At 46.3% G+C, this 17,815-nt stretch carries 17 protein-coding genes; 4 read left to right on the top strand and 13 right to left on the bottom strand.

What is annotated here, in order from left to right:
* Positions 1 to 48 precede the first annotated feature (48 nt).
* A complete protein-coding gene (locus DFP95_RS14630) occupies positions 49 to 1,242 on the top strand; it encodes an MFS transporter (protein WP_115993380.1) in 1,194 nt (397 codons plus the stop codon).
* Between the two features lie 7 nt (positions 1,243 to 1,249).
* On the opposite strand, the gene DFP95_RS14625 is transcribed toward DFP95_RS14630, so the two are convergent.
* Positions 1,250 to 1,807, bottom strand: coding sequence for a GNAT family N-acetyltransferase (locus DFP95_RS14625; protein WP_115993379.1), 558 nt, complete (start codon positions 1,805 to 1,807; stop codon positions 1,250 to 1,252).
* Positions 1,808 to 1,885: 78 nt separating this feature from the next.
* Positions 1,886 to 2,599: a TetR/AcrR family transcriptional regulator gene (locus tag DFP95_RS14620; protein ID WP_115993378.1), complete on the bottom strand. Its 714-nt coding sequence runs from the start codon at positions 2,597 to 2,599 to the stop codon at positions 1,886 to 1,888.
* A 167-nt stretch (positions 2,600 to 2,766) separates the two neighbouring features.
* Between DFP95_RS14620 and DFP95_RS14615 the strand changes: the two genes are divergently transcribed.
* Positions 2,767 to 4,242 carry a DHA2 family efflux MFS transporter permease subunit gene (locus DFP95_RS14615; protein ID WP_115993377.1) on the top strand — a complete coding sequence of 492 codons (1,476 nt, stop codon included), beginning with the start codon at positions 2,767 to 2,769 and terminating at the stop codon, positions 4,240 to 4,242.
* Positions 4,243 to 4,328: 86 nt separating this feature from the next.
* On the opposite strand, the gene DFP95_RS14610 is transcribed toward DFP95_RS14615, so the two are convergent.
* The 11 genes from DFP95_RS14610 to sigJ all read right to left on the bottom strand — a co-directional run bounded on the left by DFP95_RS14610 (position 4,329) and on the right by sigJ (position 14,999).
* On the bottom strand, positions 4,329 to 4,532 hold the full coding sequence (locus DFP95_RS14610; RefSeq protein ID WP_115993376.1) for a hypothetical protein: 204 nt from the start codon (positions 4,530 to 4,532) through the stop codon (positions 4,329 to 4,331).
* 229 nt (positions 4,533 to 4,761) lie between these two features.
* Positions 4,762 to 5,232, bottom strand: a complete 471-nt coding sequence (locus tag DFP95_RS14605; protein ID WP_115993375.1) for a GlcG/HbpS family heme-binding protein — start codon at positions 5,230 to 5,232, stop codon at positions 4,762 to 4,764.
* 308 nt (positions 5,233 to 5,540) lie between these two features.
* Complete coding sequence (locus tag DFP95_RS14595) at positions 5,541 to 6,557, bottom strand: HAAS signaling domain-containing protein (RefSeq protein ID WP_115993374.1); 1,017 nt, start codon at positions 6,555 to 6,557, stop codon at positions 5,541 to 5,543.
* Positions 6,544 to 6,909, bottom strand: a complete 366-nt coding sequence (locus DFP95_RS14590) for a PadR family transcriptional regulator (RefSeq protein WP_115993373.1) — start codon at positions 6,907 to 6,909, stop codon at positions 6,544 to 6,546. The genes DFP95_RS14595 and DFP95_RS14590 overlap by 14 nt, the downstream gene beginning before the upstream one ends.
* A 177-nt stretch (positions 6,910 to 7,086) precedes the next feature.
* Positions 7,087 to 7,905: an SDR family oxidoreductase gene (locus tag DFP95_RS14585; RefSeq protein ID WP_115993372.1), complete on the bottom strand. Its 819-nt coding sequence runs from the start codon at positions 7,903 to 7,905 to the stop codon at positions 7,087 to 7,089.
* Between the two features lie 132 nt (positions 7,906 to 8,037).
* The gene (locus tag DFP95_RS14580; protein ID WP_181907433.1) at positions 8,038 to 8,649 is read right to left on the bottom strand and encodes a TetR/AcrR family transcriptional regulator; all 612 of its coding nucleotides are present in this window, start codon (positions 8,647 to 8,649) and stop codon (positions 8,038 to 8,040) included.
* Between the two features lie 208 nt (positions 8,650 to 8,857).
* Complete coding sequence (locus DFP95_RS14575) at positions 8,858 to 9,889, bottom strand: NADH:flavin oxidoreductase/NADH oxidase (RefSeq protein WP_115993370.1); 1,032 nt, start codon at positions 9,887 to 9,889, stop codon at positions 8,858 to 8,860.
* 171 nt (positions 9,890 to 10,060) lie between these two features.
* The gene (locus tag DFP95_RS14570; RefSeq protein ID WP_115993369.1) at positions 10,061 to 11,539 is read right to left on the bottom strand and encodes an Lsa family ABC-F type ribosomal protection protein; all 1,479 of its coding nucleotides are present in this window, start codon (positions 11,537 to 11,539) and stop codon (positions 10,061 to 10,063) included.
* A gap of 317 nt (positions 11,540 to 11,856) precedes the next feature.
* On the bottom strand, positions 11,857 to 12,642 hold the full coding sequence (locus DFP95_RS29145) for a collagen-like protein (RefSeq protein WP_115993368.1): 786 nt from the start codon (positions 12,640 to 12,642) through the stop codon (positions 11,857 to 11,859).
* Between the two features lie 29 nt (positions 12,643 to 12,671).
* Positions 12,672 to 13,475 carry a collagen-like protein gene (locus tag DFP95_RS29400; protein ID WP_115993367.1) on the bottom strand — a complete coding sequence of 268 codons (804 nt, stop codon included), beginning with the start codon at positions 13,473 to 13,475 and terminating at the stop codon, positions 12,672 to 12,674.
* Positions 13,476 to 14,132: 657 nt separating this feature from the next.
* Entirely contained in the window at positions 14,133 to 14,999 is an 867-nt protein-coding gene (sigJ, locus tag DFP95_RS14555; protein WP_115993366.1) for an RNA polymerase sigma factor SigJ, read from the bottom strand.
* A 189-nt stretch (positions 15,000 to 15,188) separates the two neighbouring features.
* On the opposite strand from sigJ, the gene DFP95_RS14550 reads away from it, so the two are divergent.
* Both DFP95_RS14550 and DFP95_RS14545 read left to right on the top strand, forming a co-directional pair.
* Entirely contained in the window at positions 15,189 to 16,637 is a 1,449-nt protein-coding gene (locus DFP95_RS14550) for a spore germination protein (RefSeq protein WP_115993365.1), read from the top strand.
* Positions 16,634 to 17,791, top strand: coding sequence for a Ger(x)C family spore germination protein (locus DFP95_RS14545; protein ID WP_181907432.1), 1,158 nt, complete (start codon positions 16,634 to 16,636; stop codon positions 17,789 to 17,791). Before DFP95_RS14550 ends, DFP95_RS14545 begins: the two co-directional genes overlap by 4 nt.
* The last annotated feature ends 24 nt before the right edge of the window (positions 17,792 to 17,815 follow it).

Raw genomic sequence — 17,815 nt, 5'->3', positions numbered from 1 at the left:
GGCTAAAGCCCTTCACGTTTGGTATAAATGACTAGGGAGGAAATGGTCATGCAAAAACCAATTAGCGCGCAGAAACCTAACATTTCAAGCGGCATTATCCTGCTATTAGCCGCCGCATGCGGACTTATCGTCGCCAATTTATATTATTCCCAAACTCTTGTAGGACCGATAAGCTCCGACCTGGGACTCCCATCCGGAGCCGCGGGACTTATTGTGACATTGACCCAACTGGGTTATGTTGCCGGTCTTCTCTTTATCGTCCCGTTAAGCGATAAGCTGGAGAATCGTCGTCTTGTCGTTTCTTTTCTCTCCGTTGTGGTACTCGCATTAATCGGTGCCGCGTTCTCGACAGGGTCCGCAATGTTCTTGACGGCCTCTTTATTGATCGGAGCGAGCTCCGTGGTCGCACAGATACTTGTGCCGCTAGCGGCTTTCCTATCAACGGAGGAGCAACGAGGTCGCGTAGTGGGGAACGTCATGAGCGGCCTTTTACTTGGAATCATGCTGGCCCGACCGATCGCAAGCATGATTACCGACATATGGGGTTGGCAAACCATTTTTATGATATCCGCAATTCTGATGGCGTTGCTGGCGATTGTGTTGTCACGTGTTTTACCGGAACGGCATCCCGATCAAACCCTAAGCTACGGAGGGCTAGTAGCATCCTTGCTAAAATTATTTAGGCAAACCCCTATCTTAAGACGCCGTTCTTTTTATCAAGCCTGCCTTTTCGGGGCGTTTAGCCTTTTTTGGACTACCGTTCCCTTGAGATTAGCGGATGAATACGGAATGTCTCAGCAAGGCATAGCGTTATTTGCGTTCGTCGGAGTGGCCGGTGCAATCGCGGCACCTATCGCCGGAAGGTTGGCGGACAAAAATTGGACCAAGCCATTGACCATGGGCGCGATAATCGTTGCGACATTGTCCTTTTTATTAATCGCGCTTATTCACGGCAAATCGAATTTTTCATTGGCTTTGCTTTTCATTGCGGCTATTACGTTGGATATGGCGGTATCCGGGAATCTTGTCGTCGGTCAAAGAGCGATTTACTCCTTGGGTAATGAAACGAGAGGCCGGTTAAACGGTCTATTTATGGCGATCTTCTTTATAGGCGGTGCAGTCGGATCGTTCTTAGGCGGTTTGTCCTATGCTCATGGAGGTTGGGTTCTGTCCGCCTGGCTCGGCGTTCTCTTCCCATTCCTTGCTTTCCTTTACTTTATAACCGAGCTTAAAACCAAATAATAGGCGGCTATAGATAATATGACGTATTCCCTTGAGTTTTCTGCCATTCTTCCTGTAAGAGACCCATGACGACTTGATCGCGGAAGCCATTCATCGTCCACATGGCTTTTCTCCGCATTCCCTCGATGGCGAAGCCCGCTTTTTCATAACAACGGATAGCCCGTTTGTTATCGGCAAACGTGTCCATATCGATACGATTCAGATTGTAGCGCGCGAAGAGGATCGTTACGAATTTCTCCAACGCAGCCGCCCCGTACCCTTTGCCCCAATATTCGCGCTCGCCGATCAACATGCCTATGGTGGCCCTTCGCGCCACCCGGTCCATATCGCGAAAGGATATTTGTCCGATTACGGTCGGTATCCCATGCTCCTCTTCTTGTAGCTCGATCACGAAATAACGTTGCGTATCAAGAGGCGACTGATTCCGAAATTGTTCAACCAACTGCTCGCGTGCCGGAATCGCGTTGCCATACCCGCCCGACGCCCAGAACATCACTTCTTCATCCAGCCTGAACCGGTATATCGCGTCTACATCGCGAAGTTCCACTGGTCGAATATTGACCATGCTAACCGCTCCTCTAAGTTTATTTAAATAAGCAGGCTGCCGCGGCAGCCTGCTCCTTCGTTCAATTCTCGTTAAACGTTAGTCGTGAGATAACTTTTTTATGACCATCTGATTAATGAACGACTCGATTCCCGATTGGTCTTCATGAATCCATTTTTCGTTAAAGGTCTGATGCTTTATGGCTTCATAGAAATCCAAGAGAGCTTGCTTCAAGGTCATGTCGTGTAACATAAGCAAATTCGGATCTAACAACTTTCTTAACACGACATCTAATTGGATGAGCAGGATTCCCGAATTCATTCGATGGAATACGCCAAGCTCCATTCCGCTGTTCAAATAAGCGATTAGCTTCCTCTGACACTGTTCTACGGCTTCAGATAGTTTTGCGTACAGGTCGGGGTACGCGGCTTTCAGATCTTGGAGAAAGATATCCGTTAAGAAAAAAGCCATCTTTACGGAAAGCTTGAACGCTTTGGCAAACGTTTCGCCAAAATTCATCCGATCTTCATGCGAAGGGTGCGATAGTTGTTCCAACGTTAATTTCTGAGGGGCTTCCTCCAACGTTTGCGTGTTGGTGTAATTCACGCATTGCTCAACCAAGCATTCTATGATTTCATCTTTCGAAACGAAATATTTATACATGGTTGCTTTGCTGATGTCCATATATTTGGCGACATCGTCCATTTTCAACAAGACGATTCCGTTTCTTTGAATATACGGAAGCAGCTTTAGGACAAGCTTATCTCTAATCGATTTCCTTTTTTCTTCCTTTTGATCAAGCTCGCATTCCATATCTGCTACGCCTCCTGCCTACAGATCAAGTATAGCGTAATTTTCTTTGTTTTAAAACAATAAATTATATAAACTAAACTATTTTAGCTTTTTTAGTTTACTTCGTTTATTTTGTGTGCTACCTTATTTTCAGGAAAACAAATTAGAGACCTCAAGGAGAGATCACGATGTCCGTAAATTCAGAAGCCGCCCTTCCTAATTCGACGACGTCTATACGCGCGCTCATTGGACCGCTTATAGCCATCATAATTGGGATGTTCATGGTTATTCTTGATACCACAGCAGTCAATGTCGCTATTCCGGTGCTCGCGGTCGATTTCAACAGTACATTAAGCATCATTCAATGGACGATTACCGGATATGCGCTCGCGCAAGCCGCGGTCATTCCGTTGGCAGGATGGTTATCGGATCGGTTCGGCGCCAAGCGTATTTTCATCATTTCCATCATTTTGTTCACGATTGGTTCCATATTGTGCGCATTTGCCACTACTGCCGATCAGCTCATTTTCTTCAGGATATTACAAGGGTTAGGCGGCGGTATGGTCATGCCAATCGCCTTTTCCATGACGTATCGCCTCAGCCCTCCCGATAAAGTAGGCAGAATAATGGGTTTAATGGGTATTCCCGTTTTACTTGCACCCGCTCTAGGGCCGGTCGTATCCGGATATTTGATCGATTACGTGAACTGGCAATGGATATTCTTGATCAATGTACCTATCGGCATCTTAGGAGTTATTATGTGTATCGCGGTACTGCCGAACATGCCGAAGAAAGCATCGACTTCATTGGATTTCTTAGGTATTTTACTAGCGCCGATTGCCTTCGGAGGTCTATCATACGGGCTAAGCGAAGGCGGGACCAGCTGGACTTCCGCGAAAACGATACTCGGTATATCTGTTGGCGCGGTTGCCCTGATTTTGTTCGTTATCGTTGAGCTAACGCGTAAAAAAGAACCTTTACTTGAACTCAAAGTATTCCGTTCTTCGCAATTTACCCGAGGCATTCTTGTTCAATGGATTTTACAATTCACCATGTTCGGCATTGTCTTCGCCGTGCCGTATTTCATGCAGCGATTAATGGGTATGAGCGCATTCGAAGCAGGCTTGTGGACGCTTCCTCAAGCCCTTGCGGCCGGAATCGCCATGCCGTTCGGAGGACGTTTATTCGATCGAATAGGCGCTAGACCTTTAGTGATCGGCGGATTAATCCTAGTGACTATCGGCGCGTTTCTAATTTCCTTAATCGATCCAAGCGATAGCCCTTGGACGTTTCTAATACCGCGTGCATTGGTGGGCATGGGAATGGGCTTGTCGTTCCTTGCTTTGAACACTCATCTGATCCAATCGGCACCGCGAGACTTAGTTAGTCGGGTTACCTCCTTAACGAGCGCGACGCAACAAGTTGTCACTTCCTTCGCGATAGCCGGGATCACGACTTTCCTCGTTAGCCGTACAAGTCATTATGTAAGCAAGGGAGAAACCGCAATACCCGATGCGATGTCGCATGCTTTTCATAACACCTACCTTATGCTAGCCGTACTTGCTTTGGCAGGAGTATTATTAGCCACAACGCTTAAGCGCCCTGCACCCGATGACGCTGCTAATAAGCCTGCCGTTGTCGATGAAGGTTCAATGATGGCATAACTAACGACCACAGGCTCCCGTTACCTCCGGGAGCCTGTGGTCGTTATACGATCATTACTAAAATTACAGCGGATTGGAACCCAAGTTTATACGCGATTCCGATTACGGTTACGGTTGCGTTGGCGATTCCCTTGATGAAGCTTTTGATTCAATAAGATTGCCACGCCCATAACGACGATACATACAACCGTACTTAACTCGTATCCAAGTTGTCTTTCTCCCAATAAGCCGCCGATTTCTCCACCAACAATAAACATTAATCCGCAAATCATTCCCGCTTTTCCGATCATTCAGAACACTCCTTCGTTTTTCTTATGTACTGATCTTACCACGGTACAATTTGGCGGATTAGTATCATTATTCATGTAAATAGAATGACTATCTTCACATACTTCCGTAACTAGCCCATGAGGAATGTCATACTTCCAATCGAAGTTGCCGGCAGCAATGTGACCCGACAATCCAAAAAAGCCCGCGCTTAAAATAACGCAGACTTAAATGATACGACTTGCTGTTGGCTTATCTATAGGAATGGTTCGTGCCGATACGTGCGTTTACGCTCCAGTCCGCTCTTGTTCCTTGAAAGTTCGAGAAGGCTTGAACGGCAGCGTTGGCCACTTCCGTGTCTTGTGCGCTCGTCCCCCCGCTCACGCCGATACCTCCGACGACCTTGCCTTCCGAAACTAAAGGAATGCCTCCGCCTAAGACGGTAATCTTCCCCTCATTGGTCGTGTTGATTCCGTATGATGGACTACCTGGAAGCGCGGATTGAGCAAGATTGGCCGTCGGCATCTGCATGGTTACGCTCGTCCATGCTTTGCCCTTCGAGATCTCGATACCGGCGAACCGGGCATTGTCCATTCGGTGGAAGGCGATTAGGTTTCCTCCTTCATCGACGATAGCAATATTGGAAAGAGTCTCCATCTGTCGGGCTTTTTGCTCCGCAACCGCAAGCAATTGTTTTGCTATTTCCAATGTAAGCTTGATCAATTGATTCACTCCTTGGATTTCAATCTATCCAGAACACGATGGTTTTACGTCCTCCTGGATTAAGGTCTTCCAGGAATAATTTTACTCCCGGCTCAAAGTTTACAAAGTATCCCACGTCTATACCTCCGATTATGAAAGTAACATTTATCAATATGAAAGTAACATTTATCAATAAGATACTCACCGAAGGAATAAAGGTGAACGCCTATTCCAAAACTAACCGGCAATAGAATAATGCGAATAAGATCCAAAAAAAATAGCCCGCGAATGCACGCGGACCTCAATTGAACTTAATTTGTTTCGTTTCGTCAAGCGGTTGTTTTTACCCGGTACCACTTGTAAGTTTCGGATGCGATTTCGACCAGAGCGAACAATCCGACAATCATGATAAGCCATTCGCTTATTCCGTCCCATATCGATACTACCGTTTCATGACCTTCTCCGCCGGGAGTCAAGATCCCCGAAGCTTCCAACTGCTGTATGAAATCGTGATTCCAGATAGCGGGATCCGCTAACATAACGCATACCAATACAGTGGTTACGACCGTTATCGCAATATGGAATGAGAGCAATTTACCCGTTCTCTTGCGGATGATGATTCGGATGCTTTCCTTCAAGATGACAAGAGCCGCTAGGCCCCAGACGATCGGCAAGTAATGACGGAAGATATCGGCATTCAGAAAAGGTATAACCGAACGGTCTCCGTCGTGGGACCTCCAAACGCCTAGCAAATCGACCGAATACAGGCAAATCACCGTAAACAACACCGTGAAAATGATACTGGTAATCGGCTCGCTCAATTTGATCTGCTTATTCCTGTCGGGAATTTGCGGCAAATCGGACGGTTTCCATCCCTTAGTCTTTTCGCCGTTGACGACCGCGTTTTTCCGCTGGCTATAATCGATCAAGGCGAATATGATAGTCACCACTCCTAAGCCTTGGGCGCCAACGGAAATCAGGGAAACGATATAATCGACGAAATTTTCCAGCACTTCGATTGGCGCGAAAATCGTTTCAATCGTAAATATGCAGGTCAAGCCGATGGCTATTGAAATCAGCACGATCTTGAGAGTGGTCATATACGGCTCGAACACGACGGGACCGATAAGATAACGGTCGTATCCGCGATATTTCGAAGCCAACGTATTCGGATGACCAAGCTCCGACAGCACGCTTTCCACATCCTCGCTGGAAGCCTGACCCGCAGGAGCCCTCTCCTCCAACATATCCTCGATTAAGCTTTGCAGCTCTTGCTTGATGTCTGCCCGTTGTTGTTCGGGCAGACGCTGAGTAACCGCATAAATGTAACGTTCAATCATTTCCATTCGATTCTCCTCCTTCGGAATCTTTCATGACGGCCTCCATACTGATAATCAACTTACGCCATTCCCGACATAATCCCGTGTAAACTTCCTGTCCAAAGGGGCTAAGCAAATAATATTTCCGCGGACGCGCTTCATTCGTATCCCATTTGCTCTCCAGCAGTTCTTGTTTCTCCAGCCTGCGTAGCAACGGATACAAGGTGCCTGGATCGACGGACAACCCCTTCTCCTCCAAAACGGGAACAAGCGAGTATCCATATTGCGGTTTGTACAATTGACTGAGCACGCCGATAACTATCGTTCCGCGCCTCAGCTCGTTCAATAAACCGTTAATCGTTTCATTGACATCTGGCATATTATCAACTCCTGAATTCATTATACTGTACGACACACACTATTGTGAATAAAAACTAATATTAAATTTAAATTATTATTTTACACGTGCCAAACCAATATGGAATATCAAAAACGAAAAAGCCCGCGAGCTTCGCGGGCTTGATAATGGGATTTTGATTATCGGCATGGATCCTCGTCATTTATAATTATTAGCTATCGTATCCAAGTACTGCTCAATCGGAACGGAGTTCCTAAGAGCCAGGAGTCCATTGCCTGCTTCGCCGATGACCGTCCGGAATTGCTTGCTCTCTCCCGTAGCTTGCGCCGCAATGGCATCCACGATCGTCTGCGGATCGTCTAATTGAGCGTTATCGCGGTTTGTCATCATATTCTTAAGGTTGTCCATTTGTTTGTCATAAGCCGTTATCTTTTCATCCTTATTCCAAATGATGCTATTCACGAAGTTATTGCCCGACGAACCTCCTTGCTCAATCAAGCGAAGCTCGATATTCAACGGTTTTAATTCGTAATACAGTCCTTCCGTTAACCCTTCTAAGGCAAACTTGGACATATTATAAAGCGACCCCAGCGGTACGGCAGTCGTTACTCCCATGAAAGAGCTAATATTGATGAACATACCGCCGCCATTCGTTCTGGAATGTGGTAAAAACTTCCGAATGACGTTGATCGGTCCGCGAGCGTTAACGGCGAACTGCCAGTCGATCGTTTCCTCCGCTGCGAGCTCCAGTGCTCCGTAAGATCCCATTCCCGCATTATTTACAACTACGTCAATTCGGCCAAAGGCGCTGATAGCTTGGTCCACCGACGATTGCACCTGCTCCAGATTCGTTACGTCCAGCTTGAAGATTCGAATATTGGGATAGTTCGTTAATTCCGTTTCCTTCTCGGGAGTACGCATCGTTGCCGCAACGTTCCAGCCCAATTTAGCAAAATGGATGGCCGTTAATTTACCCAAACCAGAGCTTGTTCCCGTAATAAAAATGGTTTTAGTCATTTGAAATCCTCCAATTATTGAGTAGTGTTAGTTTCGCACTTAACTCAGTATTTCGATTATTGTTCCCTATATGTCCGATTGAACGTTCATTCACTATTGTCGAAAAAAAAGTCCAAGGCATTGACTCTTAGGTTAAGCCTTTGACTTGGCAAAAGGTAGCCACATATCTATACTTACGGAGTTCCAACAGGATTGAATAGCGGTCTGCATAACCTCGTCAGTCAGCTCGTTAATGTTGTAAAGTCGACTCTTTATTAAAAAAACAACCATCCCGTAATGCATCTGCACCGTTAAACGAGGAGACTTTCCAATAAAAAGTCCTTCCTCCATCTCCTTCTGATACATCAACCCTACATTGAAACACCAATTTCTCTCATACACGGCCTGTTTCGTTTCTTCGTTAATATAAGGCGAGAACGAGTATTGCTCCAAAAACTGAAACGCCTCGAGATTCTCGATACTAGCCTCGAATAAGTTATTCCATACGCGACTGAAGCGATCTCGAACACTTAGATCTTCATCGAATCCTTGTAAAACGGCATATGTGAAATGGTCGGCAATCCCCTTGAAAAGCTCGTTGATAATTTCTTCCTTGCTTCCGAAATTGTTATATATAGTACCGATCGGAATTCCGGATTCTTTTGAAATGATCGACATAGACGTAGCCTGCAGGTCCTTGTGACTAATTAGCTTCAAGACCGTTTCCAGAATGGCTCTCTGAGCGCTGCTATATTGTTCGAACATGCCTGTATCCTCCATTTTCGACGTCGAAGTGAACGTTCATTCATGTGGCTATCTTACCTCTAGTCGACTTGTTTGTCAACCGTCCTCGTAAACGAGAAAAAAGCTCAAGACGCATTCGTCGGCAATAGACGCCTTCAGTACATAACGAAGAAACCTCCACGCTTGTGGAGGTTTCGGATATATTCTTCAGTCCCGGGATATAAAACAATTATTGAACGAAAATTCCCCTTGCATACTGAACCGGAGGATCGACTTTTCTGACGACGGATTGTATCGCATGTAAAGCCCAATAAGGATCGTTAAGCATGCCGCGCCCAACGGCTACAAGATCCGCATCATCATTGGCTAGCGTAGCCTCTGCCAGGAAGGGATCCTCTAGTTTACCGACCGCAATGACCGGAACCTCTAGCGCTTGTCTATACGCTCTGGCTAATGGAACCTGGTAACCCGGATGGTTACCGGGCTTCACCTTCCCAGCAGGACCCTCCCCGCCGCTGGATACATGGAACATATCAACTCCAGCCGCTTTGTATTTCTTGGCGATAGCTATGGAATGCTCCATCCCATAGCCGCCATCCATGTATTCAACGGCTGAAATCCTCATGATCAGCGGCATATCCGGAGGCATAACTTCACGGACCGCTTGGACAATCTGAACTCCGAATAGAGACAAATCTTTCCCGTACTCGTCCGTTCGATTATTAATACCGGGCGATTGAAACTGGTGGATTAAATATCCATGGGCTCCGTGCAACTCGATTGTATCAAAACCTGCAGCAACGGCTCTCCTTGCGGCATCTTTGTATTTGATTACCATAGCTTTGACTTCCTCGGTAGTAAGAGCACGCGAAGGTTTTAATCCTTTTTCCGAGGGCGGGCTCGACGAAGAGCTGACGGGTTGCTCGGCATCCGTAGCTTTACGTCCTGCATGCGCAATTTGGATGCCGATCTTAGTTCCGTATTTATGTACTTCGGACACGATCCTCTGATATGCAGCGACCTGTTCATCCGACCATAAGCCCAAATCGCGGTTTGTAATCCGGCCGTCAGGCTCCACGTCGGTCATTTCCACAATGATGAGTCCTGCTCCGCCGATAGCCCGGGATACATAGTGAACATAGTGCCATTCGTTCGGCGTACCGTCTTCAGCGTCAACCGAATATTGGCACATAGGCGGCATGACGATTCGGTTTTTAAGATGCAGACCTTTCAACGAAAATGCGGAATCTATATTTGCCATACTGATCTCTCTCCTTAGTTGATTTATGACGTTATTCTAAAGCTCAATTCGATATAAATCAAATTACTTAGCGCATCATAAGCATCGCCTTGCTTTTACAAGTAATTAAAGAGGCAAACTCAAAAGTAGATCACTTTTGAGTTTACCTCTATTTGATACTTCAAAATGAAATTAGAGTTCGATAATCTTCGTAGCAATATGATTGCAAAATTCGCTGTCGTGTTCCACGAAAAGAATGGTCGGCGAATATTCAAGTAATAATTCTTCGATTTGAATGCGTGAAATAACATCGATGAAATTGAGCGGCTCATCCCAGATTTGCAAATGCGCTTTCTCGCAAAGGCTTTTTGCGATCAGCACTTTCTTCTTTTGACCGCCGCTGAACGACGAAATATCCTTTTCGAATTGAACCCTGGAGAAATCAAGCTTTCTTAGAATGGATTTGAATAGACTTTCGTCAATGCCATTACTATTCGCGTAGTCCGTTAAATTTCCCCGCAAATGCGAAGTGTCCTGCGAAACATAGGAGATTTTAAGCTGACTTCCCTTTCTAAAGGTGCCGGTATAATCGATATCCTCGCCGAAAATGAGCTTGATGATACTTGATTTTCCCGAGCCGTTCTTGCCAGATAGCGCAATACGATCTCCTTGCTCGATAGTAAAGCTGATATCCGAGCAAACCGCCTTCTCTCCGTAATAGATCGAAACGTTTTCCAGTTCGGCGAGTTGTTTTTTGTGATAAGCAAGCTGAGAAATTTTCAAGCTTTCGGAGTTCTCGATATTTTTTAGAAGCATCGACCTGTCTTCGATAGCGGATTGCTGTCTTTGCTCGATTCCTTTAGAGCGTTTCATCATTTTTGCTGCTTTATGGCCGACATATCCTTTATCTACTTTAGAGCCGGAATTTCTTGTACCGTTTTTGGTTTTTTCCACCTCGTGCGACCAGTTACTCGTTCTCGTCGCAGCATCCGACAACCGTTTAATGTCTTTCCTCAGCTTCTCGTTCTCGGCAAGCTCGTAGTTATCTTGTCTTTGTTTATTTTCCCACCATTCGGAGAAGTTACCTCTTTGAATTTCTATGTTGGACTTGTTGATCGACAGGATATGGTCTACGCAGTTGTCCAGAAAGGATCTGTCGTGAGACACCAGTATAAATCCGCTTTTGGCTCTTAAATAATCGCTGACAAGCTTTCTTGCATGACTATCCAGATGATTGGTCGGCTCATCGATTAACAGAAAACTGTTTTCTTTCAGAAATAAAGCAGCCAACATAACTTTCGTTTGCTCTCCGTTGGATAATGAATCATAAGGGCGATATAAAACATCCTCGGAAACTTTAAGCAACGAAAGCTCGCGTAATAATTCCCAGTGAACATAGTCCGGATTTATATCGTTGATGACGTCCAGAGTATGATTTTCCATGTTCTCGACATGGAAAGGGAAATATTCAAAACGGACACTCGCGGAAATATGTCCGCCGTATTCGTATTTACCGAGCAGTAAGTTGAGAAACGTCGTCTTCCCTCTACCGTTTCTTCCCGTAAATCCTAATTTCCAATCGGTATCGATTTGGAAGCTCGCATTCTCGAATATGTTATCGTAGCTTCCGTCATAGGCGAAGGTTAGATTTGTTACGTTAATTAATGACATGAAATAATCCTCCCGCAAATAAATAAGAGCTACAAGAAAGTTACTTTCTCGTAGCTCAAATAAATACAGTTAATCTAACCCGCAAGCGGAGTTAGACAAGGATATATTGTTTGAGTAAAAAGAATAAGTAACTTTCTTGCCTATTAAATAAAACATACGAAAAAAATATCGCTTTTGTCGTTTTATTATTAGCAAGAAAAATCACATTATTCTCTTCAGCTCCATTCCTTAAACTAAAAAAACTTTATCATAGTCGTTTTGTTTTTTCAAGCAGTTGGTGAAATTTGGGATATGGATTTCTCTTTGGTCAAGTTGATTTAGGGAACGTTGGGACCGATGACCTCGGCGCTGAAGTGAAACTCGTTTACGACCGGATTGGTGAAATTCGTAATCGGCGTCGGTCCGCCATCACCGCCAACCCCGAAGCCGGAAGCCGGACCTGCGGCGACGGTGAGAAAATAATTCACGCTCGGACCGGCGATACCCCTATCGGTATACTCGAAAGTCGTCGTGAAATTCCCGCTTACAAATGTTGTTTCACTACCTACAAGATTAATCTGTGTGACGCTTCCGGCATCTATGACGGTACATAAGCGAATGCCTACTAGCGGAGCGTCTCGGAAAATCCCGAAACGCATGATTTGACTTGCTACTGCAAGTTGCGGAGCAGTCCCGCTGATGAATGTAAAACCCCAGACGACGGTTGCCTTTAAGGCGACCCGGCTTGCCGGAATGACGTTACTCACGGTCAAGAACCGATTGCTGAGCTGGAGCTCGGGACCGAGCGTTGCCGGAGGTACTGGTAACGTAACAGTCGTAATGGCCGGACCGCTTGGGACCATCGGATCGGGAGCAGAGATAAAGCTATAAAAATCAAGAAGTCCCACTCCCGGTGCGCCTTGGACACCTTGTGGACCAACAATTCCCTGCGGACCAATTGGCCCGACAAGTCCTGCAGGTCCTTGAGGGCCAATAGGACCGATAGGACCAATCACCCCAATAGGACCCGGATTGGCAACGACTTCCACGACCTCTTCTTTGCGAGAGATCTTTTTGGTTGCCTTACGTTTAGGATGGGGAGGAGCGCATTTCAGTTTTTTCATTTCATTTCATCTCCCGCAGATTAGTCGAACTAACGTCTTATCACTTTACCGCTAAAGAAAACTTCATTGATGGTCGGATTGGTGAAATTAGTAATAGGTACGGGGAAATTGTTTTGCGGCGCTCCGAATCCTGCAGCCGCTCCCGCTGCAGCAGTCAAGTAATACCTGGTCGTCGGTCCGGGTACGGCAACATCCGTGTAATCGAAAGCGGTCGTAAACGTACCAGTCACGAACGTCGTCGCTACGCCTTCGTTGTTAATCTGGGTTACGCTTCCGGCATCCCTGACCGTGCAAATCCGAATCCCTGTAAGCGGAGCGTCGCGAAAGATGCTGAATTCCATGATCTGACTCGCTACACTAACTTGCGGCGCTACCTCGGTTATGAATGTAAAACTCCACACCAATGTAACCGTCAGTGCAATCCTGGAGCTCGCATCAATACCGCTTAGAGATAGGAATTGCCCGCTGACTTGCTGTTCGGGTCCAAGTGTCGCGGGTAAAACGGGCAGCGTAAGCGTAGTAATGCTCGGGCCTCCAGGGACCATCGGGTCGGGAAGTTCGAAGAAATTGTAGAAGGCTAGCAATCCGGCACCTGAAATTCCTGGAATCCCCTGCGGTCCGGCAGGACCTTGCGGTCCGATAGCGCCGGTAGGGCCTTGCGGTCCCACTAAGCCACGAGGACCTTGCGGGCCTTCTAACCCCGCCGCACCTTGTGGTGAAACGACAATGAATTTCAGCTTGCCACGAGCGAGCTTAACGGCGGATCCCTTGCGACGAGTGAGCTTTCGACAGTTTCTATGCTTTTTCTTGCTAACGGGAACGGGACAGCTCATTCATGTACCTCCTTAAAGTGTTGCCTTATCATATGATCCCTGTGCAGGACATGTATTAGACGGATAACTAGATTTATAGACTCCTATCTCGCTAAAGAACCCATATATATTACCTGAATTCGTCAGCCGGGCGTGACTGATCATTGAATAAATAAAGCCGCCAGGAAGATATCCCTGGCGGCTTTTTCGTTCGGCTAGCCGTTATGCGTACTCTTTCACGTCAACCGAAGAGGCCTGCTTGGCGTCTTACGAGAACATTTCCAATGCAACAGGCGTGATTCTGCTAGAAGCGTCGTGCGTCTTTAATAGGTAGAACCTTCATGAGCATTAAATTATTATTTCTCGTCGGCTGAAATGTTGTCCATGCATTTCCTTTTCCGTTAAATACCCTGTCTATATGAGGGCTTTAGTTAACTAAATCCGGAGGAGTTCAAGTGCAGCAATTGAACAATCAAAATTTCGACTTCAGAGTGCTTTTACAATAAAAAAACGGGAAAATCTTATGGTCCATTACGAATGTCTTTAGTCGACTTGCTATGAATGGCTGTTATTTACAAGCGGCCGATGCAATATGCGCGGTATTTGTGCATGAGTTCATCGCGTGGGTAGTTCAGTATAGGATATCCGGCTTGCCTATTCCGGATATTTTTTTATGTTTTAAAGCTCTTTTAAATGCTTCAGCTTATCCGGGTTTCTAACAACATATAAATTGCGAATCGAATCTCCTTCGAGATGAAACATTCCAATCGTATGAATTCCCTGTTCCGAACGAAGAACAAAGGCGGGTTGTCCGTTGATTCGAAGTATTTCAATGGCAACTTCTCCATTAATCGTAGCGGCTTGGCGTATAGGACCAAGAAGAAACCGCGCCACGAATTCTCGCGTCTTAATCGGATTAACCGCAGCTTGTACTTTGCCTCCCCCATCGGTGACCAGTACGACGTCTTGATCGAGCATGGATAAGATTTGATTCATGTTCCCCTGCTTAAGAGCATCAAGAAAGCCATTAACCCACTCTTGGTTAGCGGCTTCCGGCTGAACGGTCTCCTCGGGATCAAGCCCCATCTTCGCGCTTGCTCTGCTGAATAGCTTACGGCAATTCACTTCGCTTTTCTCGATAAGCTCGGCTATCTCCCGATACTCAAAGTCGAGCGCTTCTCGTAGAACAAAAACGATCCGTTCCGAAGGCGACAATCGTTCCAATAGCACCAGCATTCCATACGACAAGAGGTCGTCGCGGACAACGGATTCCATGGCGTCCTCTCCCGAATTAAGAAAAGGCTCGGGAAGCCATTCTCCGAAATATTCTTCGCGTTTCTTGCGCGCGGCTTTATGTAAGTCCCGGCAGCGATTCGTGACCATTTTGCAAAGATAAGCTTTCGGTTCTGCTAGCTTCTCCGGAGGAACGTCGTATATTTTCAGAAATACGTCCTGAACGACATCCTCCGCATCGGAAACCGAACCGGTTAATTGATAAGCAAGCTTAAATAGCAACGCTTTATATTTCTTATACAACTCCTGCATCTGTTCGCAACCATCCTTATCTTATTATCGCTTTGTTTTACAGCATAGTTTGCCTTATAAATAAAACGAGATACGGGGTTCATTTGTGACAACGCCTTATCCCTATCCGAATTCTGCATAGTTGATCCTCGCTTTGCCCATAATATCCCATGAACCTATCCATATTTATTCGCAGCGGGGGCGACATCCATGAGTGCCATAAGCCGGAACCTCAAAGAGAATGAAGCCTTTCTTAGAGAACGATTCTTCAATTGCTCCGACATCGTCTTTCGTTCCTTTGCGCTAAACGACGAGAACGTGCTCTTACTCGTGTATTTGGATGGAATGACCCGATTGCAAGGCATTGAGGACAATATTCTGAAACCTCTAATCTTCAACGGACTTCCGCAAGGTATAGACCGCTTATCCACGCTGGCCGAGACGTTCAGGCGCGAATGGCTCCCCTTAACGAACTTATTTACGGACGAAACCCAGGAAGATCTAGTCCAGCATATTCTGCAAGGGAACTTGGGGATTCTGGTGGACGGCGATGCATCCGCGCTCATCGCTCAGGTCCATGGCTACGAGACGAGAGGCATCCAAGAGCCGAAGAAGGAATCAACCTTGCGCGGATCCAAGGAAGGCTTCGTAGAGAATATCCGCACGAATACGTCATTGATAAGAAGAAGGATAATTCATCCGGATCTAAAGATGGAATCCTATACGATAGGGAAATTCACCCAAACGGAAGTTATTCTAGCCTATATGCAAGGTATTGCGGACGAAAAGGTGTTATCGGAAGTTAGGGGAAAGCTCGGCAAGATCGAACTGAACGGGGTTATCGAATCCGCCTATATCGAAGAATGGCTCGAGAATAACTCCTTCTCCATCTTCTCGCAGATCCAGAATACGGAGCGTCCGGATATCGTAGCCGCTTCTTTAATAGAAGGGAAGGTCGCACTCCTCACAAATGGAACTCCGTTTGCCCTCATCCTTCCCATTACCTTCTGGTCGGGACTTCAATCGGCGGACGACTATTTCGAGAGGTTCGTCTTCGTTATTCTAAATCGGTTTATCCGATACGTCATGACTTTCATTTCCTTAGCGCTGCCAGCTTTATACGTTGCGCTTTCGACTTTTCATCCGGAGATGATCCCCAGTTCTCTCATGATCGGTATCGCGACCGCAAGGGAAAACTCCCCGTTTCCTTCCGTCATGGAGGTATTTATTATGATGTTCATCTTCGACGGGTTGCAGGAAGCCGGCGTTCATCTTCCTAATCAACTCGGACCGGTCGTGAGCATTATCGGGGCGCTGGTCATCGGACAAGCCGCCGTGGAGGCCGGAATTATATCCACGCCGATCATCATCGTCATTTCGTTGACGGGCATCGCGGCTTACACGATTCCGAGATATAGCGCCACCCTTCCCTTTCGATTAGTCCGGTATCTCTTGATGTTCATAAGCGGTATGCTCGGCTTCGTCGGCTTTGCGTTCGGCATCATTTTTTTGTTGATCCATTTGGTCATGCTGGAATCCTTCGGAACGCCGTACTTGAGTCCTGTAGCGCCTTTCGACGGCAGGCGAATCAAAGACATGATCATCCGCTATCCATTTTGGATCAAGAATGGCCGCAACAAGAAATGGCGTCAGAGATGACCCGAAGCGTCCTCCTAACGATCGTCTTCCTACTCCTTGTATTGTCCTCCTCCGGCTGCACGGATTTTGTCGAACCGAATCAACTGGCTTTTGTCATAGGGACGGGTGTTGATCATGTCGAGGACGGGACGATGGAAGTCAGCCAACAGATCGTAATCCCCTCTCAGCTTAGCGGTCAGGCAGAAAGCTCCGGCAATTCGAATAGTTTCGTCGTCATGTCGGCGAAAGGTAGAGGCATTTTCGAAGCCAGTCAGAAAATCCAAAAGAAAATGTCCCGCAGAGTGATGACCAGCCATCGAATACTGAACGCCATTAGCGAGGAATTTCTCATTAAAAACGATGGAAGAAAGTTATTCGACAAGCTAAACAGGGATCCTGCGAATAATCTACGGGATATAACCGTTTTAATTAAAGGAAGAAGCGCTAAAGACTACCTTATGCTTAAGCATCCCATTGAACGCCTCTCTAGCATTTCTTCCGGCAAGGAGCTGCAGATCAACGGGTTGAGGCGCTTCTCGACGAGGCAATTCATTCTCGACAGTCTCTCCGAAGGAATTAGACCGCTGTTGCCGGTTCTTGAAATCAAAGATTTCAAGGAGAACGACAAAAAAACGGACCCGATTGCCGTGTTATCCGGCTTTGCCGCATTGAACAAGAAGCTTAAAGTCAAAGGTATTCTGGACGTTGACGAAAGCTCCGCAGTCATCTGGATGGCGGGTAAGGGCTCTTTCCATGCAATAACGATCCCATGGAAAAACGGCAAAGGAATCTTAGCTTTTAGATTAACCCATCTTCAAAGAAGGATTCGATCCGTTCATGGCAATGATCTAAAAAGGATTATATTAACCGTTAAGGCGCAAGCCTATTTGATTGAAAATACGACGTCGTTGGACATGTCCGAAGTAGATAACATGATTGAAGTTCAAAAGTACGTTAACGAGGAAATTCAAAAGGAATTTCAGATAACGATGAATAAAGTCCAGCAATGGGAAACCGACGTAATCGGTATCGGAGAGCATCTTCATCGCAAATATCCTTATTGGTGGAAGGCGCAAAAAGACGATTGGGATGATAATTTTAAGAAAGTCCAAGTTACTGTCAAGTCGAATATTCGACTAAAATCAGTCGGAACGAGCGGCGGGCAAATCAAATGAAATCGGCAAGGAGCTGCGGCTAAT

Origin of the sequence: Cohnella lupini, assembly GCF_003386205.1 — a bacterium.
Taxonomy (GTDB): domain Bacteria; phylum Bacillota; class Bacilli; order Paenibacillales; family Paenibacillaceae; genus Cohnella; species Cohnella lupini.
Note: the sequence above shows the minus strand (reverse complement) of the source record. Positions and strands in the feature narration are given on the sequence as shown.